The organism is Pseudonocardia hydrocarbonoxydans, assembly GCF_006539565.1.
GTDB lineage: Bacteria > Actinomycetota > Actinomycetes > Mycobacteriales > Pseudonocardiaceae > Pseudonocardia > Pseudonocardia hydrocarbonoxydans.
The window spans coordinates 1-21,306 of the sequence record NZ_BJNG01000046.1 but is presented as its reverse complement, the minus strand read 5'-3'; the positions used below and the strand labels follow the sequence as shown (position 1 = coordinate 21,306).

Here is a 21,306-nt window from a genome sequence, read left to right as displayed (position 1 = left end):
CGGGATCCGGGGGACTCGCGCGGGGGGGATCGGGTCAGGGGCGGGGGTGGGTGAGGCCGAGGTGGTCGCGCAGGGTGGGGCCGGTGTACTCCGTGCGGTAGCTGCCGAGGTCCTGCAGCTCCGGCACCACCTTCTCGACGAACTCGTCGAGGCCGCCCGGCGTCAGGTGCGGCACGAGGATGAAGCCGTCGGAGGCGTCGGCCTGCACGTAGTCGTCCATCTGCTTCGCCACCTGCTTCGGCGTGCCGACGAACGACTGGCGCGCGGTGGTCTCGATGATCAGCTCGCGGATCGAGAGCCCGCCCTTGGCCTCGGCCAGCTCACGCCACCTCTGCGCCACCGCGAGCGGGTCCTTGTCGTGGCGGACGCGACCGCGGGTGATCTCCGCGCCCGGGTCGGGGTCGACGTCGGGCAGCGGCCCGTCGGGGTCGTAGGCCGACAGGTCGCGACCCCAGACCTGCTCCAGGAACGCGATCGCGGTCTGCGGGCCGACCTGCGCGGTGCGGATCCGGTGCCCGTTCTCCTGCGCCTCGGCCTCGGTCTCGCCGAGCGCGAACGTGGTGGCCGGCAGGATCGTGATCTCGCTCCGCTCGCGGCCGTACTTCGCCATCCGGCCCTTGAGGTCCCGGTAGAACTCCTGCCCGGACTCCAGCGACCCGTGCCGCGAGAAGATCGCGTCGGCGGTCTTGGCCCCGAACTCGCGGCCGGCGTCGGAGTCACCGGACTGGATCAGCACCGGGTGGCCCTGCGGCGTCGGCGGGAGCGGGAAGCGCCCGGCCATGTCGAACTGGTCGCCGTGGTGGTCGATCGCGCGGCCGTCGGAGAGCCACAGCTCGCGGGCGGCGTCGAGCATCTGCTGGGCGCGGTCGTAGCGCTGCTCCGGCGCCAAGAACCCGCCGCGGCGGAAGTTCTCGCCGGTGAACGCGTCCGAGCTCGTCACCAGGTTCCAGGCGGCGCGGCCGCCGGAGAGGTGGTCCAGCGAGGCGAACTGTCGGGCCAGCTCCCACGGCTCGTTGAACGTGGTGTTGATCGTGCCGCCCAGCCCCAGGTGGGTGGTGACGGCGGCGAGCGCGTTCAGGACGGTGAACGTGTCGGGCCGGCCGACGACGTCGAGATCGTGGATCCTGCCCTGGTGCTCGCGCAGGCGCAGGCCCTCGGCGAGGAACAGGAAGTCGAACAGGCCGCGCTCGGCGTTCTGCGCGAACGCGACGAAGGACGAGAAGTCGGTCTGGCTGCCCGCGGCCGGATCGCTCCAGACGGTGGTGTTGTTGACGCCCGGGAAGTGGGCGGCGAGGTGGATCTGCTTCTTCACGCCGTCGCTCCCTCGTAGAAGTTGGCCGGCCGGGGCAGGCCGAACCGGTGCCGCAGCGTGTCGCCCGGGCGGGCCGGGACGCGCAGGCCGGTCTCCAGCAGCCGCGGGGCCACGGCGTCGGCCAGCACCCGCAGGCCCCCGGGAAGGGCGAGCGGCACGGCGGTGATGCCGTCGACGGCCCGCTCGGCGATCACCTCGACCAGCGCGTCCGGCGCGCCGACCACGCGCAGGGTCTGCGGCGCGAGCTCGCCGAGCTCGTCCAGCTCCCGGCGGGCGGTGGTCTCGTCGACGGCGAGCAGGAACTCGACGTCGAGCAGCACGGCCACGGAGTCGGGATCGCGCCCGGCGTCGGCGACGGCGGCGCGGATCCGCTCGCGGGCGGCGTGCGCGGCGGGCAGGTCGGGGGCGCTGATCCGCACGACGTCGGCCCAGCGGGCGGCCACCGGCAGGGAGTCGGGCTCCTCCCGGACGACGACCAGCGGGTGCCCCTGCGGGGTGCGCGGCGTGATCGACGGGCCCTTCACCGAGAAGAACTCGCCGGTGAAGTCGATGTAGTGCAGCCGGTCGCGGTCGACGTAGCGGCCGGTGGCGGTGTCGCGGATGACCGCGCCGTCCTCCCAGGAGTCCCACAGCCGCACCACGACCTCGATCGCCTCGGCGGCCTCGCGCCACAGCTCGGCGGGCGGCGCGGCGGGTTTGCGGCCGAACTGCGCGGCGTCGGCGGCCGTGCGGGACACGGCGGGCTCCCACCCGGCGCGGCCCTGCGACACCAGGTCCAGCGTGGCGATCGCCTTCGAGACGTGGAACGGCTCCGTGTGGGTGGTGGTCACCGTCGGCACCAGCCCGACACCCGGGACGGCCGGCGCCACGCGGGCGGCGATCGCGACGGCGTCGAGCAGGTGGTCGGGCCCGAACGAGTCCGGCAGGGCCACGAAGTCGGCCCCGGCCTGGGCGGCGAGCTGCACCGCGGCGATGTGGTGCGCCGGGGTGAGCAGGGCCTCCCGCGGGACCCCCGCCCGCCGCCACGCCTGCGGGTGCCGGCCGAAACCGGACACCTCCACCGCCAGATGTGCCGTCCGCATGCGCTCTCCCGTCACCGCCGAATGCTCCGTTCCGAGCAACGGGTCCTCCCCGGAGGGCATTCCCGCGCCGCTCCGCGCACCCACCGGCCACTCGCGCATGTCCGGACGTGCGCGAGCGGCGACGGGGTGCGCGAGATCAGGGATGGAGCCGGCTGTGCTCCGCACCGGTCGTCGAGTAGCCGCGGTCGGTGTAGGGGAAGCCGTCGAGCTGGGTGGTCTCGTCGCGCTGCTGGTAGTAGGAGCGGATCTCGGTGATGCGGCCGTCGGGGGCGAAGGTGAACCACTCGGCGCCCCGGGTCGCCACCCGGTCGGCGGCCCCGTGGCCGTCTCGGTCGTCGCGGGTCGGGGGGCGCCAGAACATCGTCCACTCGATGACGGCCTCGGCGTCGCCGACGAGGGCGTGGTCGACGACCCAGCGCGCCTCGATCAGCCCGGCGACCTTGCGCCAGTAGCGGGCCAGGTGCTCCGCGCCGCGTACCGGGGCCGACCCGGGGTTCGGCGCCAGGAACCAGTGCACGACACCCGGGTCCAGGGTGCCGAGCATCGTCTCGACGTCCCCGGCCGTGCAGCCGTCGTAGTAGCGGGTGATGGTCTCCAGCGCGCCCATCGCCCGAGTGTGGCCGACCCGTATCCTGGGCGACATGGCCGCAGGCAAACCCGACAAGGCTGCAAAACCCGACAAGACGGCGAAGAAGGCGGCCCGGCTGGAGAAGCGGGCCGCCGCGAAGGCACGTCGCCGGCAGATCTGGCAGGCGTTCCAGATGCAGCGCAAGGAGGACAAGGCCCTCATCCCGTGGATGCTGGGCGCCTTCCTGCTCGCCGTCGCGCTCGCCGTCGGCATCGGGGCGATCTTCGGGATCTGGCTGATCCTGCTGCCGATCGGCATCGCGCTCGGTCTGCTGGCCGCGATCAGCATCTTCGGGCGCCGGGTGCAGCGCAACGTCTACACCAAGGCCGACGGGCAGCCCGGCGCCGCGGGCTGGGCGCTGGACAACCTGCGCGGCCAGTGGCGCGTCACCCAGGGCATCGCCGGCACGACCCACCTCGACGCCGTGCACCGCGTCATCGGCCGGCCCGGCGTCATCCTGGTCGCCGAGGGGGCACCGCACCGCATCAAGAGCCTGCTCGCGCAGGAGAAGAAGCGCACCGCGCGCGTCGCCGGCACCACCCCGATCTACGACGTGGTGGTCGGCAACGAGGAGGGGCAGGTCCCCCTCAAGGGCCTGCAGCGCCACCTGATGAAGCTCCCGCGCAACATCACCGTCAAGGAGATGGAGTCGATCGAGGCGCGCCTGGCCGCGCTGGGCTCCCGCGCCGCGGCACTGCCCAAGGGCCCGATGCCCGCCGGGGCGAAGATGCGCAGCGTGCAGCGCACGGTCCGCCGCCGCTGATCAGTCCCCCAGCCGCACCGAGATCCGGGTGACCAGTTCCTCGGGGGCGGCCGTCGACGGGTCCGCCAGGTAGGTCTCGGTCACCGGGCCCACCGGGTGGTGCCCGCGCTCGCGCACGTGCTCGAGCAGTCCGGCGTAGGCCAGCGGGAGCTGCGGGTAGGGCCCCACGTGCAGCGTGGCGGCCCACGGCCCGCCCGGCAGCACGACCCCGGCCGGCACGCCGGGGACGCCGACGGTCACCTCGAACACGTCGGTCAGGTCGAGCGGGAAGACCGCCGTCAGCGGCTCGCGGGTCGGGAACCCGCGGCACAGGGCCGCGGTGTCGGCGTCGAGCGCCGCCGCCCGCACCGGGCCGGTCGTCCCGCGCAGACCCAGCGGTGCCCGGTCGGCGATCGTCACGTCGTGGTGGACGCGCTCGGGGCGCCGCAGCAGCCCGTCCAGACCGCGCAGGACGTCCTCGCGCCGGGCCAGCTCGGCGCGCAGCCGCTCGCGTTCCCGGGCCAGCACGGCGGCGACCGCGTCGGCGTCCGGCGCGTCGAGGACCTCGCGCACCGCGGGCAGCGGCACGTCGAGGGAGCGCAGCAGCGCGATCGTGGTGGCGGTGCGCACCTGGTCGGCGCGGAAGTAGCGGTAGCCCGACCGCTCGTCGACGTGGGCGGGCACCAGCAGGCCCTGCGCGTCGTAGTGGCGCACGGCCTTGACCGTCAGCCGGGCCAGGCGCGCGAACGCGCCGATGGGCATCAGTCCCGGCACACCGGCACCCGCAGGACCGTGCGGTTCTCCGCGGGCGGGGTGCGCCCGGGGTCGGTCAGGTAGACCTCGGTGTGCACGCCGGCCGGACGCAGCCCGTGCCGCGCCACGAACGCGTAGAGGGCGTCGAGCGAGGGCTGCTCGTCGGCGTACGGGCCGGGGTGCACCAGCTGCGCGACCTCCTGGCGCGGGTGGGCGCGCAGCTCCACCGGGGCGCCGAACCGGCCGGCGGCCGTCGCGACCGCCTCGGCGGAGCGGCCGCCCGGGGCGGGGACGGCCAGGGTCCAGTGCCAGCCGTGCGGGACGTCGAGGTCGAAGCGCAGGGCGTCGCCGTCCTGGGCGTAGGTGCCCTCCAGCGGCACGTCGTCGACGGCGCCCAGCGCGGCCCGCACCGCGAACAGGGCGCGGACAGCGGCGGCGAAGGCGGCGCCCTCCGGGGCGCCGCGCCCGTCGACGGCGAGCAGGGCGCGGGCGGGGACGGTGGCCAGGGTGATGTCCATGGGCGCGACGCTCGGGTCTCCCGTACGGGGAGGGTCAAGCCCCCCGTGTCGTCACCGCTGCCGGACGACGACCGTGCGGGCCGCGCGGTCGTGCCAGCCCCGGCCGTCGGCGTCGCGCACCAGCGGCGGCACCACCAGCGCGATCAGCGCCGTGCGCAGCACCGCCCGCGGCACCCCGACGACCGGTTCCGACCCGATCGACGCCACCCGGATGCCCAGCGCCGTCATCCCGGCGCTGGCCCCGAACAGAGCGACCGGCACGGCCGTGACCAGGAACCAGACCGCCAGCACCGTGAAGGGCGCCGTGGCCACCTGTGCGCCGAGGAACAGCGCGGTGATGCCGTAGCCGAGCAGCCAGTCGACGGTGAGCGCAGCGAGCCGCCTGCCGAACCCGGCCACCGAGCTGATCCCCTCGGCGGGCAGCCCGAACCGCTCCCCCGGGTGCGCGCTCGCGGGCGCGGCGGGCCCCGATCCGGGGAGCCAGGTGTCGATCCATCGGGGCATGTGACCAGGGTAGGTGGTGTGACCGACACCCGAACGGCGGTCCGCCCCGTTAACCTCTGTGAAACGAGCGAGTGACCGCCGGGCAACACCGTCGTCCTAGCGTCGCCGCAACCCGTGAACCGTTCGAAGGAGTCAACGAGGGTGTTCAGCAACTCCGAAGAGGTCCTGAAGTACATCAGGGACGAGAAGGTCGAGTACGTCGACATCCGCTTCTGCGACCTGCCCGGCGTGATGCAGCACCTCACCGTGCCCGCCACCGCCTTCGACCAGGACTTCATCGACGGCGGCATCGCCTTCGACGGGTCCTCCGTCCGCGGCTTCCAGGCCATCAACGAATCCGACATGGCCCTGTTCCCGGACGCGGCCACCGCGCGGCTGGACCCGTTCCGCAAGCACAAGACGCTCAACATGAACTTCTTCGTGCACGACCCGATCACCGGCGAGCCCTACAGCCGGGACCCGCGCAACGTCGCCCGCAAGGCCGAGGAGTACCTGGCCGCGTCGGGCGTCGCCGACACCTGCTACTTCGGCGCCGAGGCGGAGTTCTACATCTTCGACTCGGTGCGCTTCGGGTCCGACCCGCACCAGCAGTACCACCACATCGACTCGGTCGAGGGCTGGTGGAACACCGGGCGCGAGGAGCAGGGCGGCAACCTCGGCTACAAGGTCAACTACAAGGGCGGCTACTTCCCCGTCCCGCCGGTCGACCACTACGCCGACCTGCGCGACGACATGGCCACCAACCTGATCAACGCGGGCTTCGTGCTCGAGCGCGGCCACCACGAGGTGGGCACCGCGGGCCAGGCGGAGATCAACTACAAGTTCAACACGCTGCTGCACTCGGCCGACGACGTGATGCTGTTCAAGTACATCATCAAGAACACGGCCTGGCACGCGGGCAAGACCGTCACCTTCATGCCGAAGCCGATCTTCGGTGACAACGGCTCGGGCATGCACGCCCACCAGTCGCTGTGGAAGGACGGCCAGCCGCTGTTCCACGACGAGTCCGGCTACGGCGGCCTGTCCGACACCGCCCGCTACTACATCGGCGGCCTGCTGCACCACGCGCCGAGCCTGCTCGCCTTCACCAACCCGACGGTCAACTCGTTCCACCGGCTCGTGCCGGGCTTCGAGGCGCCGGTCAACCTGGTGTACTCCGCGCGCAACCGCTCCGCCTGCATCCGCATCCCGCTGACCGGCAACAACCCCAAGGCCAAGCGCCTGGAGTTCCGCTGCCCCGACAGCTCGGGCAACCCGTACCTGGCGTTCTCGGCGATGATGATGGCCGGCATGGACGGCATCAAGAACAAGATCGAGCCGGCCGCGCCCGTCGACAAGGACCTCTACGAGCTGCCGCCCGAGGAGGCCAAGGACATCGCCCAGGTCCCCACCAGCCTCGACGCGGTGCTCGACCGGCTCGAGGTCGACCACGACTACCTGCTCGAGGGTGGCGTCTTCACCCCCGACCTGATCGAGACGTGGATCAACTACAAGCGCGACACGGAGATCACCCCACTGCGTCTGCGCCCGCACCCGTACGAGTTCGCCCTGTACTACGACGTCTGATCGAGGCGTTTCCCTGACCTGAGGGTCAGGCCCGAAACGGCGGTTGACCAGGCAATACGTCTCTCGACGGTTGCCGGCGTCAACCGCCGTTTCTCATGCTCGTGTGCCACGGATGTGCCACGAGACAAGATCTTCTTCCGACTCTTCGCGACGCTGTGACCTGCCGCTGTGCTCGTGCTGCCGGGTCCCTCGACGTGCCCTGGACTTCCCTGTGTGCCTCAGAAACGCCCGATGATCTGACGGATCGTCAGTTTCCGGTCCTCGAACGCGCGCCACCGCCGGTCCGGGACCACGCGGGAAACACGGTCGACGATTCCGGGCCACGGCGCGATCACGCCTGTGACACGTTCCGACCCGGGTGCGGGCACAGCGGGTCAATCGCCACGAAACACGGGCGCGATCGCAGCGCGGAGGGCGGTCGCGGCCACGCCGAGGTCCTCCTCGTCGCCCAACTCGTTGCCGAGCTCACCAGGCCTTCGATCCGGACGGCGTCGATGTTGACGAGCGTGGCCGCGAAGGGTGCCTCCGGCCCGGAGTCGCTGCGCCCGGCTCGGGTGGCCGCGAGTGGGCGCGGCAGGCCCGCGAGGGCGGCGGCGCGGGCGATGAGGTTCGCCATCCGCTGGGTGAGCAGCAGACCACCAGCGGCATCCACGAACAGGGCGTAGTAGGGCAGCCCGCGGGCCTGGTGGTCGAGAAGCGCCGCGTGCAGCAGCGGCCCCGCGGTCGCCGGGATGCGGTAGATGCCGGTGAGCATCCCGACCTGCCCGAAGTCGGGACTGATCCGCCGCGGGGCACACAGGCTCAGCCGTCCGGCGCGGCAGTCGGTGGCCTGGGCGAGCAGCAGCGCGGCCGCGCTGGTCGGGCAGGCCAGCCGCCGCAGCCTGGACACCACGTGGGCGTCGATGCGCGGCCCGAACACGCTCAACGCGGCCGCCTCGGTGGGCAGCACGAGGGTGAGACCTTCGGTGGCGAACCCGGCCTGTGCTGCGTCCAGGCGCAGGGCCAGCTCTTGGTCGGTGGCGGCGTCGATGGTCATCCGCTGCAGCAGCGCCCCGAGCTGGCAGCCGGGCTGGGTGAAGCGACGCTGCCGCGGCTGCCCGACCCGCAATAGGCGGGCTTCGCGCCGAGCCTCGGCGACCGCGTCGCGGTGGATCGCGTCCACCGCCCGTAGCCGGGGTCGGCGCCGCGCGGGCCGCTCGCGCAGAGCGGTGATCGCGCGGGACCAGGACCACACCGTGCCCTCCCACCTCGATGGCGGCGGGTCGGTGTCGTGCCACACCAGCCACAGCACGGTCCCGGTGGCGGTGGCCAGCTCGGCGAGCGCCGCGAGCAGCGGCGGGTGCAGTCGGTGCGCGCGCAGCACGACGAGGTGCTCGACCTGTTCGGCGCGCAGCCAGACCCGCAGCAGCGTCGCGGCGTCGTCGCGCCGGGCGCGGGGGAGTGCGTCGCGGCGTTTCCCGAGGGCCTCGAACAGGTCGCGGACCAAGACCGGCCAGGTCGCTTCCGGGGTGGGATGACACACCAGCCGCCCGGCGGCCAGGTCGTGCAGGTCGCCGAGCTGGTGCAGGCACGCCTGGTCATCGTCGGGATCGTGGACCCAGCGCAGCCCGCCGGCCGCTGCTGACGACGACGGCGACGACGGTTCGAGGTAGGGCGGCGCGGCGGCGGGCACGCGCTCAGGCCGCGGTGCCGCCGCCGTGCAGGGTGAACGCGTTACGGGCCACGGTCTCGTCGATCCGGTCGGTGCCGGCGGCCGCGCACAGCGTGGCGGCGGTCTTGGTGAACGCCGCCCAGTGCCGCAGGTTGCCGTGGGCGAAGTGGTCATCGATGAGCAACACGAGCTCGCCGTCGACGCCGTCGTAGAGCGGGTGGTAGGTCGGGATGAACCGGACCACCTCGGCCGGGGTGAGGGGTTCCACGCTGACCCGGCGGTAGATCCGCGAGCGCAGCATCGGTTCCCGCGAGAGCACCTTCCAGTTGCCGTCCCCGCCGACCAGCAGCAGCGCGAACCGGGTCGCCTTGTGGTCGTGCAGGTAGCGCAGGTACTCGATGCACTCGGTGTTGAGGCTCTGCGCCTCGTCGACGACGACCACGTGACCGCCGCCGCCCGGGGGTGGGGCGAGTTCTTCGAGCAGCTGCTCGGTGAGCACGAACCGGTTCCCGCGCCCGGTCGGGACCCGGGTGAGCTCGGCGAGCAGCGCGGCCGCGACCAGGCGCATCGTGGGCCGGCTGGGGAACTTCACCCAGCACGGCGCCCGCCCGGCCCGCCCGTCGATCACGGCCCGGGTGAGCGCCTGCTCGACCGCGTAGGTCTTGCCCAGCCCGGCCGAGCCGTGCACCGTGCCCATCGCCTGCACGGCGAGCAGGTCGGTCACCGCGCGCTCGACCATCAGCAACGAGTCGGTGGGCAACGTGGCCGCGCCCTCGACATCCAGGAAGTGCCGCACCATCCCTCTATCCCTTCTCGGTCTCGACCGTGCTCTCAGCCCTGTCCTCGCCGTCGTGCGTGTCGTCGGCGCCGTCCGCCGGTTCGGCCTCAGGTGTTGCCGCCGCTGGCTTGGGGTCCCGCGGCGGGTTCCAGTACTCGAAGTCACGGTGCAGCCCCAGCAGGTCGGTACGACCCAGGCGGCGCATCTCGCGCCCGTCGTCGTCGCGGCGTCGCCGTTCGTGGCGGTCCTGCTCGGCGGTGACCACGGTGGTGTCCTCGCCCGGCCCGGGCGCGGTGATCGGGGCCAGTCGGGCGCGGGCGCGCCGGCTCGCGCGGCGGTGCCGGCGGCCCAGCTCCGCAGCGTCGGCGTGGCGCCGGGCCAGGACCGCGGCCCGCTGTTCGGCGGTGAGCTCGTCCTGCGGGTAGGCGGTGCACAACCAATCGTCGCCGCGGAAGATCTCGATCTGGCGCAGGTCGTGGGGTGTGTAGCGGACCCCGACGCGTTCCCCGGCCAGCCCGTTGAGCTCCGGGGCGATGAACCGGACCCGCTCGAAGTGCACCCCGTCCTTGTTGATGGTGCGCTCGATGTCGGCCATCAGCATCCACCGCAGTGCCTGGGGCGCGATCTCGCGCAGCGGGGTCGCGTCCTCCCGCCAGCGCTGCAGTGGGGTCTGACCGTCCAGCTCACTGTGGACTCGCGCGGTGTTGTAGTCGGTGACCCACTCGGCGAAGTGGTGGCTGAACAGCTCCAGGCTCATCGGGTCGGCGTCTGGCCCGAACAACTTGCCGTCCGCGCCGCGCGGGCCGTGGGTGTAGAACGGCAACCCGGACAGGAACTCCTGGTCCAGGGTCCGGTTGACCCGCTCGATCTTGCCCTTGCGGTGCGGGGTGTAGGGCGGGGTGGGCAGCAGGTCGATGCCCAGCGCTGCGCACGCACGGGCCAGCGCGGTCGCCGTGAACTCCAGCCCGTTGTCCGGGCGCAGCGCCTCGGGCACACCACCGAACGGCCCGCGCGCCGGGTCGACCAGCATGCCCTGGCGCAGCGCGGCCAGCACCACCGCCGAGGTCGGGTACAGCGACAACGCCCAGCCGGTGATCAGCCGCGAGTAGCCGTCGATGAACAACGTCGCCCACGGCTTCCGCGGCCGCTGTGCGCGCGGGGCGAGCACCAGCACCGGCAGTTCGGTGTGGTCGCCCTCCCACAGCGCGTTGCGCCGGTTCGGCGCCCACCGCAGATACACCTCATGCCGGCGCCGTCCCTCGACGCCATCCACCGCGGCGGCCCGCTCGGCCGGGGTCAGGTCCCGGGTGAACGCCTCCTGCAGCCGCCGCAGCGACGGCGCCCCGGTGCGGCCGGCGTGCAGGGCACGGTGCACCGCGGCGACGTTGCCGCGCCAGGCGGCGTAGCTGTCCCGGTCGGCCTCGGTGATCTCGTATCGGGCCCGCGGGCGCCGGGCCAGCGCGGCGGGCTCCTTCGCCAGCCACCCCCACACCGTGCGCTCGGCCGCCCCGACGTCGGCCGCGGCCTTGCGGACGTCGGCGCTGGTCAACGCGCCCGCCGCGCGCTGCTCTCGTAGTCGCGCCACCAGCAGCGCCTTGATCTGAGGGTCCACGTGCGCGGTCACGGCGGCCCTGCCCAGCCGAACGCCCGTCGACACGATGAACAGGTCACCGGGTCCACCTCCCAGCCCTGGCTGGTCAGCCACCCGATCACGGCCGGATCAGCGATCGGGTCGGCATCGGCGAGCGCCCCGGCCAGCAGCGGCCCGTCCCCGCAGAAGCCACACACGACCTCGCCGTAGGGCCCGGGCGGGACGCAGCGGTGGCAGAACCCGCGCGCGACCAGTGCACCCGCCTCGTGGACCAGCCAGCGCACGGCCAGCTCGGCCCGCAACCGCGCCGCGGTCTCCGCGCTGTCCGGCCGCTGCCCGCAGCCGGGGCACACCCCGCCAGAGGAGGTGCGCCGTCCCGGCTGGGGCATGCTCATCAGCCGATACCGACCTCGCGGTACCCGGCGCTGCCGCGCGGCCATCGGCGCGGCTGCAGCTTCGTTTGATCCGCCGGGATCGTCACGACCCCAGATGATGGCCTTCCCGCCGCAAGCGAGCCCGTCGACTCGCCGGGGGATCGCCGAGTCCGTTCCGGGCCACGTCAGCCCAGCCAGGCGATCTGCACCAGATCGACCCTGCGCTCGGATTCCAGGATGAGGTAGGCCACGACGCCCTCGTGGCCGGGCCCGAACGACATCGTCCGCACCGGTCCGTCCGGGTTCGCGGGGCTGACCGGGCCGCCGGCCCACGGATCGAGCTCCAGCAGCACACGGAGCTCGGCGAACGCGGCCAGCGCCGCCGCGGGCAGGGCGTCGAGCTGGTGCTGGATGTGGTCGTCAGTGACGACGCGGTACACCTACAGACCGGCCTTGGCCCGGGTCAGCTCGAACGGCTCACCGTCGGGCACCGGCTCCCCGGTCAGCGTCTCGGCCACCCGTCGCACCATCCACACGAAGTTCTCCGGGTCGCGCTGCAACAGCGCGAGGCGCCGCCACTGCTCCAGCATCTGGAACAACTCACCCAGGTCCAGACTCACCCGTGACGCGGCCAGCGCGGTGCCGTAGGCGACGTCGAACCCGGCCTGGTCGGCGGGCAGCAGCGCGGCCCGGATCGCCGCCGGCGACGCACCGGGCGCCAGCGGGTGCCCACCGGCCGGCTGCTCGTCGTAGGCGTAGGTCGCGCTCACGCCCGCGAGCCTATCCGGGCAACCGGCTCGGCCCCAGGCTGCGACGCGGCTCTGCTGAGGTGCCCATACACCGTCGTCCGCGCCACCCCGAGCAGCGCCGCGATCTGCGCGACGGTGTGCTCGCCGCCGTCGTAGAGCTGCTGGGCATGCGCGGCCTGCACCGGGGTCAACTTCGGGCGGCGGCCGCCGTTGCGGCCCCGGGCCCGCGCGGCTGCCAGGCCGTCGCGGGTGTTGGCCACGATCAGCTCGCGCTGCAGCTCGGCGAGCACCGACAACATCCCGAACATCGCCCGGCCCTCGACGGTGGAGGTGTCGATGCCCTGCTCGATGACGCGCAGCCCGATCTCGCGCTCGCGCAGCTGCGCGCCGAGGGTGACCAGGTGCAGCACCGAGCGGCCCAGCCGGTCGAGACGGGTGATCACCAGGGTGTCGCCGGCGCGGAGGAGCTGCAGCACCAGGTCGAGCTGCGGGCGCGACGCCTTCGCACCCGACGCGTGGTCGACGTGGATGTCGTTGGGCGCGACGCCGGCGCGGTGCAGCGCGTCGACCTGGTGCGCGGGGTTCTGCTCGGCGGTCGACACCCGCGCGTACCCGATCAACATCCGTCGACAATACCGTTCGGTGGGGGTTTGTCGTCGTTGATTCGCGACGCGAGTTACCGACGACCTCGACGTGCGGATCTTCGGAGCGGGTCAAGATCGTCGGCAGACGGTCGATTGCTGAACATCTCCGGTCGGACGACGTGTGACGGCCAGCAGCCAGTGGCGGCGTTCTTGTGATGCACCAGGTCTTGATCGCGGCAGTCCCGTAAGGGGATCCCTCTGCGGGACGGGCACCGCCCCTTGATGCTCTTCGTCTACTTCACCGCGATAACGTCGATGGTCTTGATGTCGGGGTCGGTGGCGAGCAGGTCGGGTCCGACCTGACCCAGGGCCGCCGGGATCTGGCCGTTGAGGTGAGCCTGACGCCCGTCCTCACCCTCGAACGTGTCGAAGATGCCGTAGGTAGTGTCACTGATCTTGAAGGCGTACCACGTCACGGTGTCGTTCTCGGCGACAGCGAGTTCCCGGCCCCGCTTCAGAAGTCGCCTAACTCATCCCCCTTGCCGGGCTCGGCTTCCAGCAGGGCGAGCAGTCCTCGGTCGACAGCCATCGGTGGTTCCTCTCGTCGGTGTCCCCAGAACCTACTAGCTAGGTCCCTCCTTCTGCCGGGGCCCGCACGCGATACCGTACGGCCTGCCGTCCAGGGAGATCGACTTGGTCAGCCCGGTGATCGCGTGTTTGGTGGCGGTGTAGGCGGCACTGCCCGGACGCGGCGTGTGCGCGAAGATCGAGCCGTTGTTGATGATCCGCCCGCCCTGTGGATCCTGGGCGCGCATCGCGGTGAACGCCTCTCGGGCGCAGAGGAACGCGCCGGTCAGGTTGGTGTCGACGGTGGCACGCCACGCGTCGACGGGCATCTCGTCGATGCTGCCCACCGGCCCGAACGTGCCGGCGTTGTTGAAGAGCAGATCCACCCGGCCCCACGCACCCTTGACGGCCCCGAACAGCGCCGCGACCGAGTCCGCGTCGCCCACGTCGGCGGGGAGGACCAGGGCCTGCGCCCGCCCCGCGGCCGTACCCTCCAGCGCATCCTCCCGGCGGCCCGCCAGCGCCACCCGGTAGCCGGCGTCGAGCAGCGCCCGCGCCACGACCCGCCCCAGCCCCGACCCCGCCCCGGTCACCACAGCCACCGCACCGTCCACCATGGCGCCATTGTGGCGCGAGTACCCCCGCGACCCGGGACGTACAGACAGGTCACGCACACCTGGGGGGTCGACGCATACGGCGGGCGGTGTGCGTCGGCCCGCGGGGGTGTGCGTGAACCCCGGGTCACAGGCCCGGGCGCAGCCCTACAGGGTGAATCCGATCGCGGCCAGCTGGTCGCGGCCGTCCGGGGTGATGCGCGCTGGCGTCCAGGCCGGGCGGAACACCCACCGCACCTCGTACTCCGGGAGCACACCGGCGAGGGCCGTGCCCATCTGGTCCTCCATCACGCCCGTGAGGGGGCAGGCCGGCGAGGTCAACGTCATGGTCAGCACCGCGGGGGTCGCGGCGAGATCGATGTCGCAGACGAAACCCAGGTCCACGACGTTCACGCCGAGATCGGGATCGATCACCTCCTGCAGCGCCTCCAGCACGTCGGCGGTCGATGCCGTCATCCCGTTGCCTCCGTCCGCTCGTGGCGCACCAGCCGCAGGCCCGGTACCTGCAGCTCGATGCGGATACGCGTGGTCTCGGTCGTGATCCAGGTGGCGAGGCCGTGGGCCTGGCGGCGCACCCGGATCACCGGTTCGCCGTCGCCGACCTCACCGCCCAGCACGATGCAGGTGCCCGCGGGCACACCCAGCCCGTCGGCGGCCGCGAGAGCACCCTGCACCACCCGACCGACCGGCTCGCACATGCCCGGGCCGGGTCGCAGCAGCACCGCGAGCGCATCGGCGGCCTTCATCCCGCGCACCCGCTCGAGCGCGCGGATCGCGACCGCCGGATCGATCCGGGCCTGCGGAGCCTCCGCCGCCACCACACCCGGGGCAGAGCTGATCTCCACGGCTATCTCCTCACGCCTGCCCTGCGCAGATCCACGGACTCGTCACGAAGCTGGTCCGCCGACACGGGGTGGCCGCCGAGCAGCAGCTTGCGACCCGCCATCACCTCGCGCGGCCGGCCCAGTCCCAGCACCGACACCACCCGGCCGTCGCGCAGTCCGAACCGCACGAACGACGCCTCGTCGATCCGGCCGCGCACCACGGTCTCGTCGACCGCGACGCCCGGAGCACCGCAGCTCTGCACGGTGTGGACGTACTGGTCGGACCAGAACCAGTGCGGCTGGTCGTGCACCACGTCCCGGCCGAGCATCGCCTGCGCGGCGATCGCGCCCTGCCGCACTGCGCTGTCGTGGTGCTCCACCCTCGTCCGGCCGTACCGCGGGTGGTCGTGCGCGGCCACGTCACCGGCGGCGAACACGCCGGGCACCCCGGTGCGGCAGCCCGCGTCGACGAGCACGCCGTCGTCGCACGGCACGCCCGCCGCCTCCCAGATCCCCGTGTCGCGCACCATGCCCGCGGCAACGAGCAACACCGAGCACTCCACGGTGCCGCGGTCGGTGTGCACCACCGGACCGGAATCCGCGGCCGAGACCGCGTCGACCCGCACGCCGCACCTCAGGTCGACGCCCGCATCGCGGTGGATGCCGGCGAACACGCCGCCGATCTCCGGACCGAGGGCCCGCTCCAGCGGCGACCCCGCCATCTCCAGGACGGTGACGTCCACCCCCAGGGAACGGGCGGTCGCCGCCACCTCGCACCCGACGAACCCCGCACCCAGCACGACGAGCCGCTCCCCCGGCACGAGCTGCGCCCGCAACCGGTCGGAGTCGGCGCGGGTGCGCAGGTGGTGCACCCGCTCGCCCGCCATGCCCCGCAGGCGGCGGGCCTGCCCGCCCGTCGCGACGAGCAGGGCGTCGTAGCCGACGGCGGAGCCGCCGACCACCACCCGCCGGGCCGCCGCGTCGAGCCCGGTCACCCGCGTGCCGGTGAGCAGCTCGATCGACTGGTCGGCGTAGAACTCCGGCGGGTGCACCTCGATCGACGGAGCCTGGCCGCTGAGCCAGGCCTTCGACAGCGGCGGACGCTCATAGGGGGCATCCGGCTCGTCACCGACGAGCAGGACCTCCCCGTCGAAACCCTCGGCACGCAGGGTGGCCGCTGCCGACGCCCCGGCCACCCCCGCACCGACGATCACGACGCGCCTCATCGCACATCGACGTGGATCATGCCGACCTCGTCCACCCGGCACGGGAACACCGACAACGAGCAGGTAGCGGGGTTGCGCCCGGCCCCGCTGCGCGCGTCGAACTCCCACAGGTGCCGCGAACAGGTGATGATCTCGCCGTCGAAGTCGCCCTCGTCCAGCGCCCATTCCTGGTGGGGGCACCGGTTGCGGTAGGCGCGCACGTCGCCGTCGACGTTGACCAGCAGCACGCTCGTCCCGCCGACGGTGACCGCGGTCATCTCGCCCTCCCACAGCTCGTCGAGCTCCAGCGCGGGCACCCAGTTCGCGGTCACCGCCTCCACCTCACACCCCCGCGGCGGGCACAGCCGGATGCAGACCCAGGCCGGCGGCGTCGAGCACCCGTGCTCTGGCCGCCCGCGCCGAGTCCAGGACGTCGTCGACGGACGGGGCACCCTGCGGCGCCGACGCGAGCGCCGGCGCAAGCGCGGCGACGGCCTCGTCGGCGCGAACCGACCACCGGTCGATCCACTTGCGGAGCACGTCGATGTTGCCCGGCCGCTGGTCGATCGCGAACGCGGCGAGCGCGGCGCTCCACCGCTCCCGGCGCCGCGCATCGGCGGCGAGCAGGCTGGACAGATGCCAGGCCAGCTCGTCACCGTTGGCCCGCGCGACCGCACCGAACTGCGTGAGCAGCACGTCGTCGAGGGTGGGCAGCAGCACGAGGTCGATCGCGGTGAACGCCTCCGCCCAGTCGTAGGCGATCAGCGCGGTCTCGACGGCCTTGCGGGCGCCCTGCCAGGCCGGGTCGTCCTCCCAGATCACCCGTTCCCGCTCGCCGATCCCACTGCCGGGCCGCGCGAGCTGGAGCTCGCGGGTGCGGTAGGCGATGCGGGTGACCCGCCGCAGCAGGTCGGCGGTGGCGAACGCGGACGCGTTCGTGATGTAGGACGACGGCGCGATGTGGCCGATGTAGGCCTGTACCTGCTGGGCGCCGTGCAGCGGGTATCGCGCCGGGGCGAACAGCCTGCCGAGGACGGACACCCACCCCTCGGACAGGGTCGCGTCGGCGCCGGCCTCGGCGTACTGCGTGAGCAGCCCCTCGGCCTTGGTCTCCTCGTCGTCCTGGAGCCCGACATAGGTCCGGTAGGTCAGCTGGTCGGGGTCGCGGAAGGCGTTCCAGTCGTCGACCTTCAGCGGCGAACCCTCGCGGTAGGTGAGGAACCACAGGTTCGCAGGCGACGACGGGTTCTGCTCGAACGGGACCTTCCGGCCCGCTCGCAGCGTCCAGTTCGTCTCGTGGGTCATCACCTCGTACTCGCTGGGCACGCGGCGGGTCTCACCGAACGCGCTCCAGGTACGGCGCCGCTTCGCGGTCGTCATGCCCGCGCTCCTTCCCGCTTGGTCGCCCATTCCCAGGAGATCTCGTCGCTGCTCGTGTGGATGCGGCCCGCGAAGGACGAGAGCATCGTCTGCAGCGACCGCAACTCGAACGCCGGACCGAGGTGGCGCTGCAACGACGCCTCGGTCACCCGCACCCGGCCCGGGCCCTGCACCCGGACGTAGGAACCGCGGTCGACCACGTCGATGTCGATGTCGGGGTTGTCGTCGCGGATCGCGGCGACCACCGACTCCACCTCGTCGCACATGCGGAGCACCGGCCCCACGGGGTGGTCCATCAGATCTCCCTGGAGTCGTCGGAGTATTCGACGCGGATGTGGTCCAACGGGCCGATGCCCGCTTCCGCCACGGTGATCGACGGGTCCAGGCGCTTCCCGTCGTGGAACACGACCTTGGGCAGGTCGCGCTTGGGCACCCGCCTGCCCTCGACGTGGTGGGCGATCGCCTCGCCCAGCTCGGCGACCGTGTTGTTCGACATCACGGGCACGAGGATCTGCACGAAGTCCTCGGCGAAGATCGCGTTCAGGGGGACGAGCTGGGGTTCTGCGGCGGCCGTCATCACGCACCCGCCACGGGAACGCGGGGCACGATCAGCCGGTCCTTGTAGTCCGCCGCCCACGAGTAGTCCGGGTCGTCGCCCATGACGTCGGGCGTGAGCCCCATGTAGCCGAGGATGCCGCCGACGTCCATCGGCTGGATCTCGCCGGCCAGGAACCGGTCGATCACGGTGGGGTGGTTGAGGTTGTCGCGGTCCTTCCACCAGATCTGCCGGCAGCCCGCCGTGCAGAAGTGGTAGGTGACGCCGTTGTGTTTCAGCGGGTAGTCGCGCACCCGCCACCGGTTGTCATACCCCAGCGTCGCGACGCAGCACGGCAGGTGGCACATGCTGCACAGCCACGGCAGCGTCTCCGGCAGCGTCAGCTCCATGTCGCCACGGTTGACGTTGTCGATGATCACGTCCCACTTGTCGCCGTAGACCTTCTCCCAGTTGGGGTACTTCTCCCGCAACCAGTCCCGGTCGTCCTTCGACACGGCGGCCGTCGGCTTCCACCACAGCGTCGGGCGCCAGTACCAGAGGCCCATGTGCAGCGCGTGGTGCCAGGTGTCGAGGCCCTTCATGAACTCGTCCCAGAACCACGGCTTCTTCAGCCCGTAGTCCTCGATCGTCCGGACGAACTGGTCGATGATCCACTCCTCCATGAACTCCCGGTAGCTCTGCTTCCGGTGTTCGACGGGGGTGTAGTAGTCCATCGCGGGCCCGGTCAGGGCGGCGAAGGCGCGGGCCGAGCCCCAGAACGCCTTGTCGATGACCCACTGGGCGCGGACCGGGTCGTGCTCGACGAGGATCTCCAGCGTCGGGCCACCCTGCTGCGCGTGCCGGGCCTCGTCGGTCTGGATGGACGAGATCATGTTGGCGAAGTTGACGTCGCCGGACTCGAGCGCGTCGGCCGAGAGCGCGACGAACTGCAGGTTGGTGAACCCGGTCTCGAACGTCAGCGGGAGCTGGATCGCGATGTCGACCACATTGGACGTCACCATCATCCCGTCGAACAGGTTGCGCAGCGAGACCGCGACCCAGTCGTTGGTGTGGAACATCTTCTGCGTCCAGTCGTACTGCGGGTCCTTGCCGACGAACTCGTGGCCGAAGAACAGCGTGATCTGGGCGTGGCGGATCTCGTCGAGCGCGCCGAACACGGCCATGTTGCGCCACGATCCGTTGAGCCCGAAACGGGCCATCTTCAGCTCGGCGAGCACCGCCTCCGACTCCACGAGCGTGACGCCGCCGAAGTGCATCTTCGTGGACGACTTCCAGCCCTCGGACAGGTTCTCCCACGCGGTGGACCGCTGCAACGCCGCCTTCACGGCGTACGCGGAGCTCTCCTTCTCCCGCTGCGTGGCCACGTACTCGGGGTAGGAGACCTTGTAGTCCTCCTCCCACTTCGCCCACGCCTCGCGCGGCACCTTTCCGGTGCCCGACATCCATTCCGGATAGACCGCCTCGTCATCCACATAGGACAACGTCCAGTCGACCTCCCGGACGAGGTGCTGCCATTCCTCGCGCTTCAACAGGGTCATCGTCGTCCTTCTCAGTCGATCTCGAGGTGGCCGAGCTGGCGGCTGATGCTGGCGTTGTTCCAGTAGGCGGTGATGCCGTCGATCAGCCCGTCGTGGCACCGGAACACGAACAGGTGCGGCTCGGCGAAGCTGCCACCGCGGGCGGAGATGTTGGCCCAGGCGCTCGCCTGGGTGCCGCCGATCGTCACCTCGACGGCGACGACACCGCCCTCCTCGCCCGTACGGACCGAGGAGACGGTGTTCCACAGGTCCGGGAACGAGGTGATGAGCCCGGTCCAGAGCGTCTTGCCGATCGTGGCGACCTTGCCGTCGCCGCGGACCACGCGCTGGCGCCCCCAGATCTCGACGGGCACGTAGGAGAAATCGGCGTTCGGCGTGCAGAGGTCGACCATCTCGTCGACCTCGTGGCGGCGGTAGGCGTCGAAGAACGCCTCCACCGTCTGCGCCGGGGCACGGACGGCGAGCGTCATGCGTGGGCTCCTTCCACGATCGCGAGGTGGTCGAGGCGCTTGACGGCCAGGCGCCGGAACAGCTGGTTCTCGTCCCAGAAGCCCTTGACGCCGGTGATCACGCCGCCGTGGACCGTCAGCAGCCAGCCCTGCCGCAGGTCGAGGTGCTTCTCCTGGTTGATGGCACCGAGGTAGTCCTGTGCCTGCGTGCCCTCGAGCGTGAGCTCGGCGAGCACCACACCGCCGCCGAGATCGGCCACCCGGTGCACGGTGACCGACAGGTCGGGGAACGCCCCAACGGTGGCGTCGAAGAAGCGCCGGCCCGCCGACACCGGGTCCATGGAGACCTGCCCGGCGGCCGGGAGCACCTCGATCTCGGCGTCCGCGGCCAGGAGGCCGAGCGCCGTGGCGGCGTCGCGCTCGCCGAGCGCGCGGAAGAAGTGGTGCACGACCTCGGTCGCGGTCATGGGCATCTGCTCCTCGGGGGTGGTCCGCCGGCCGAACAGGCGACGGAGGAGGTCGGCGGCGCTCACAGCACCGCGAGGGACTTCAGGACGGCGTCGGCGACCGCCTCGGACGAGCCCGGGTTCTGCCCGGTGACCAGGTTGCGGTCGACGACCACGTGCGACACCCACGCGGAAGGGGCGTCGTCGAACACGGCTCCGGCGTTCTTCAGCGCCGTGTCGAGGTACCAGGCCACCCCGAGCTTCCCGGCGACGGTCTGGTCCTCCTCCTCGTCGGTGAAGCACGTGAGCCGGTAGCCCTCGAAGAGCCACTCGCCGTCGTCGCGGCCACCCGCGGCGAGCAGCGCGGCGGGCCCGTGGCACAGCGACGCGACGGTGGCGCCCTTGCGGTGCAGGATCTGCAGGACGCGTGTGACGTCGGGGTTGTCGGCGAGGTCGACCATGGGTCCGTGGCCGCCGGGCACGAACACGGCGTCGAAGCCGGCGATCTCCTCGTCGGTCATCGTCGAGAGATCGACGGGCCGCTGGAAGCCGGGGATGGCGGCGAGCTCGGCGGCGAGCCCGTCGGACACGGCCCTGCTCGCGTCGAGGTGGGCTGTCACCGCGGCGTCGATCTGTGCCTGCGAGAGCGGCCCGGCGAGCCCGTCGTCGACGAGGACGTCGGCGATCTGACGGTCCTGACGCCACGCGGCACGGGCCGCGCGGGCGACGAGGGAGCGGGCCTCCTCCAGCGGCAGGCCCGCGTCGCGCATCGCGAGGACGATCCGGCGGGAGGCGCCGAGCCCGAGACCGGTGAGGTGGCGCAGGGTCAGCCGGATGTCGTCGACATCCGGGGCGAATGTGCGAGTGATCGAGCCGAGGAAGTCCTCGTCCTCAT

General features: G+C 72.1%; 27 protein-coding genes and 1 pseudogene. 2 read left to right on the top strand and 26 right to left on the bottom strand.

The window, feature by feature from the left end; translation table 11 throughout:
* Positions 1-34: 34 nt before the first annotated feature.
* The 3 genes from PHY01_RS23710 to PHY01_RS23700 form a co-directional block, all read right to left on the bottom strand.
* Positions 35-1,312 carry an LLM class flavin-dependent oxidoreductase gene (locus PHY01_RS23710; protein ID WP_141282075.1) on the bottom strand — a complete coding sequence of 426 codons (1,278 nt, stop codon included), beginning with the start codon at positions 1,310-1,312 and terminating at the stop codon, positions 35-37.
* Positions 1,309-2,394, bottom strand: a complete 1,086-nt coding sequence (locus PHY01_RS27255; RefSeq protein ID WP_141282073.1) for an LLM class flavin-dependent oxidoreductase — start codon at positions 2,392-2,394, stop codon at positions 1,309-1,311. Before PHY01_RS27255 ends, PHY01_RS23710 begins: the two co-directional genes overlap by 4 nt.
* Positions 2,395-2,530: 136 nt before the next feature.
* Positions 2,531-3,001 carry a nuclear transport factor 2 family protein gene (locus PHY01_RS23700; protein WP_170183953.1) on the bottom strand — a complete coding sequence of 157 codons (471 nt, stop codon included), beginning with the start codon at positions 2,999-3,001 and terminating at the stop codon, positions 2,531-2,533.
* 34 nt (positions 3,002-3,035) lie between these two features.
* Here PHY01_RS23700 and PHY01_RS23695 point away from each other — a divergent pair, with 34 nt between their 5' ends.
* The gene (locus PHY01_RS23695) at positions 3,036-3,785 is read left to right on the top strand and encodes a DUF4191 domain-containing protein (protein ID WP_141282069.1); all 750 of its coding nucleotides are present in this window, start codon (positions 3,036-3,038) and stop codon (positions 3,783-3,785) included.
* Here the strand turns inward: PHY01_RS23695 and PHY01_RS23690 are convergent, their stop codons facing one another.
* From PHY01_RS23690 to PHY01_RS23680, 3 genes are read right to left on the bottom strand one after another with little or no spacing between them, the layout of a single operon-like run.
* Positions 3,786-4,538 carry a MerR family transcriptional regulator gene (locus PHY01_RS23690; protein WP_141282067.1) on the bottom strand — a complete coding sequence of 251 codons (753 nt, stop codon included), beginning with the start codon at positions 4,536-4,538 and terminating at the stop codon, positions 3,786-3,788.
* Positions 4,526-5,035: a GyrI-like domain-containing protein gene (locus tag PHY01_RS23685; protein ID WP_141282065.1), complete on the bottom strand. Its 510-nt coding sequence runs from the start codon at positions 5,033-5,035 to the stop codon at positions 4,526-4,528. The genes PHY01_RS23690 and PHY01_RS23685 overlap by 13 nt, the downstream gene beginning before the upstream one ends.
* Positions 5,036-5,086: 51 nt before the next feature.
* Positions 5,087-5,539, bottom strand: a complete 453-nt coding sequence (locus PHY01_RS23680) for an RDD family protein (RefSeq protein WP_141282063.1) — start codon at positions 5,537-5,539, stop codon at positions 5,087-5,089.
* 141 nt (positions 5,540-5,680) lie between these two features.
* Between PHY01_RS23680 and glnA the strand changes: the two genes are divergently transcribed.
* A complete protein-coding gene (gene glnA, locus PHY01_RS23675; RefSeq protein WP_141282061.1) occupies positions 5,681-7,105 on the top strand; it encodes a type I glutamate--ammonia ligase in 1,425 nt (474 codons plus the stop codon).
* 331 nt (positions 7,106-7,436) lie between these two features.
* Here the strand turns inward: glnA and PHY01_RS23670 are convergent, their stop codons facing one another.
* The 20 genes and pseudogenes from PHY01_RS23670 to PHY01_RS23575 form a co-directional block, all read right to left on the bottom strand.
* Positions 7,437-8,777, bottom strand: a complete 1,341-nt coding sequence (locus PHY01_RS23670; RefSeq protein WP_141282059.1) for a hypothetical protein — start codon at positions 8,775-8,777, stop codon at positions 7,437-7,439.
* 4 nt (positions 8,778-8,781) lie between these two features.
* On the bottom strand, positions 8,782-9,555 hold the full coding sequence (locus tag PHY01_RS23665) for an AAA family ATPase (protein ID WP_141282057.1): 774 nt from the start codon (positions 9,553-9,555) through the stop codon (positions 8,782-8,784).
* A gap of 4 nt (positions 9,556-9,559) precedes the next feature.
* A complete protein-coding gene (locus tag PHY01_RS23660; protein WP_170183952.1) occupies positions 9,560-11,158 on the bottom strand; it encodes a TnsB C-terminal domain-containing protein in 1,599 nt (532 codons plus the stop codon).
* Positions 11,155-11,520 carry a hypothetical protein gene (locus PHY01_RS23655; RefSeq protein WP_141282053.1) on the bottom strand — a complete coding sequence of 122 codons (366 nt, stop codon included), beginning with the start codon at positions 11,518-11,520 and terminating at the stop codon, positions 11,155-11,157. Before PHY01_RS23655 ends, PHY01_RS23660 begins: the two co-directional genes overlap by 4 nt.
* 164 nt (positions 11,521-11,684) lie before the next feature.
* Complete coding sequence (locus PHY01_RS23650) at positions 11,685-11,939, bottom strand: hypothetical protein (protein ID WP_141282051.1); 255 nt, start codon at positions 11,937-11,939, stop codon at positions 11,685-11,687.
* Positions 11,940-12,269, bottom strand: a complete 330-nt coding sequence (locus PHY01_RS23645; RefSeq protein ID WP_141282049.1) for a DUF6247 family protein — start codon at positions 12,267-12,269, stop codon at positions 11,940-11,942.
* Positions 12,266-12,871, bottom strand: coding sequence for a recombinase family protein (locus PHY01_RS23640; protein WP_141282047.1), 606 nt, complete (start codon positions 12,869-12,871; stop codon positions 12,266-12,268). The genes PHY01_RS23645 and PHY01_RS23640 overlap by 4 nt, the downstream gene beginning before the upstream one ends.
* Before the next feature lie 254 nt (positions 12,872-13,125).
* Positions 13,126-13,308 carry a hypothetical protein gene (locus PHY01_RS27250; protein ID WP_218030312.1) on the bottom strand — a complete coding sequence of 61 codons (183 nt, stop codon included), beginning with the start codon at positions 13,306-13,308 and terminating at the stop codon, positions 13,126-13,128.
* A 174-nt stretch (positions 13,309-13,482) separates the two neighbouring features.
* Positions 13,483-14,016, bottom strand: a pseudogene (locus tag PHY01_RS23630) (SDR family oxidoreductase); the annotation flags it as partial.
* A 144-nt stretch (positions 14,017-14,160) separates the two neighbouring features.
* A complete protein-coding gene (locus PHY01_RS23625) occupies positions 14,161-14,469 on the bottom strand; it encodes a metal-sulfur cluster assembly factor (RefSeq protein ID WP_141282043.1) in 309 nt (102 codons plus the stop codon).
* The gene (locus PHY01_RS23620; RefSeq protein WP_170183951.1) at positions 14,466-14,858 is read right to left on the bottom strand and encodes an uL22 family ribosomal protein; all 393 of its coding nucleotides are present in this window, start codon (positions 14,856-14,858) and stop codon (positions 14,466-14,468) included. The genes PHY01_RS23625 and PHY01_RS23620 overlap by 4 nt, the downstream gene beginning before the upstream one ends.
* A 2-nt stretch (positions 14,859-14,860) precedes the next feature.
* Positions 14,861-16,063 carry an NAD(P)/FAD-dependent oxidoreductase gene (locus tag PHY01_RS23615; RefSeq protein WP_141282039.1) on the bottom strand — a complete coding sequence of 401 codons (1,203 nt, stop codon included), beginning with the start codon at positions 16,061-16,063 and terminating at the stop codon, positions 14,861-14,863.
* Positions 16,060-16,374, bottom strand: a complete 315-nt coding sequence (locus tag PHY01_RS23610; RefSeq protein WP_246086113.1) for a Rieske (2Fe-2S) protein — start codon at positions 16,372-16,374, stop codon at positions 16,060-16,062. Before PHY01_RS23610 ends, PHY01_RS23615 begins: the two co-directional genes overlap by 4 nt.
* A gap of 10 nt (positions 16,375-16,384) precedes the next feature.
* On the bottom strand, positions 16,385-17,422 hold the full coding sequence (locus PHY01_RS23605) for a ferritin family protein (RefSeq protein WP_141282037.1): 1,038 nt from the start codon (positions 17,420-17,422) through the stop codon (positions 16,385-16,387).
* A complete protein-coding gene (locus PHY01_RS23600) occupies positions 17,419-17,718 on the bottom strand; it encodes an MmoB/DmpM family protein (RefSeq protein WP_141282035.1) in 300 nt (99 codons plus the stop codon). The genes PHY01_RS23605 and PHY01_RS23600 overlap by 4 nt, the downstream gene beginning before the upstream one ends.
* Positions 17,718-17,999 (bottom strand): toluene-4-monooxygenase system B family protein, encoded by a 282-nt coding sequence (locus tag PHY01_RS23595; protein ID WP_141282033.1) that lies wholly within the window; start codon positions 17,997-17,999, stop codon positions 17,718-17,720. Before PHY01_RS23595 ends, PHY01_RS23600 begins: the two co-directional genes overlap by 1 nt.
* Positions 17,999-19,516 (bottom strand): ferritin family protein, encoded by a 1,518-nt coding sequence (locus PHY01_RS23590; RefSeq protein WP_141282031.1) that lies wholly within the window; start codon positions 19,514-19,516, stop codon positions 17,999-18,001. The genes PHY01_RS23595 and PHY01_RS23590 overlap by 1 nt, the downstream gene beginning before the upstream one ends.
* A gap of 11 nt (positions 19,517-19,527) precedes the next feature.
* Positions 19,528-19,986, bottom strand: a complete 459-nt coding sequence (locus PHY01_RS23585; RefSeq protein ID WP_141282030.1) for a nuclear transport factor 2 family protein — start codon at positions 19,984-19,986, stop codon at positions 19,528-19,530.
* Entirely contained in the window at positions 19,983-20,432 is a 450-nt protein-coding gene (locus PHY01_RS23580) for a nuclear transport factor 2 family protein (RefSeq protein ID WP_141282028.1), read from the bottom strand. Before PHY01_RS23580 ends, PHY01_RS23585 begins: the two co-directional genes overlap by 4 nt.
* Before the next feature lie 62 nt (positions 20,433-20,494).
* Positions 20,495-21,306: type 1 glutamine amidotransferase domain-containing protein (locus PHY01_RS23575; protein ID WP_141282026.1), on the bottom strand; the 812-nt coding region annotated here is incomplete at its 5' end.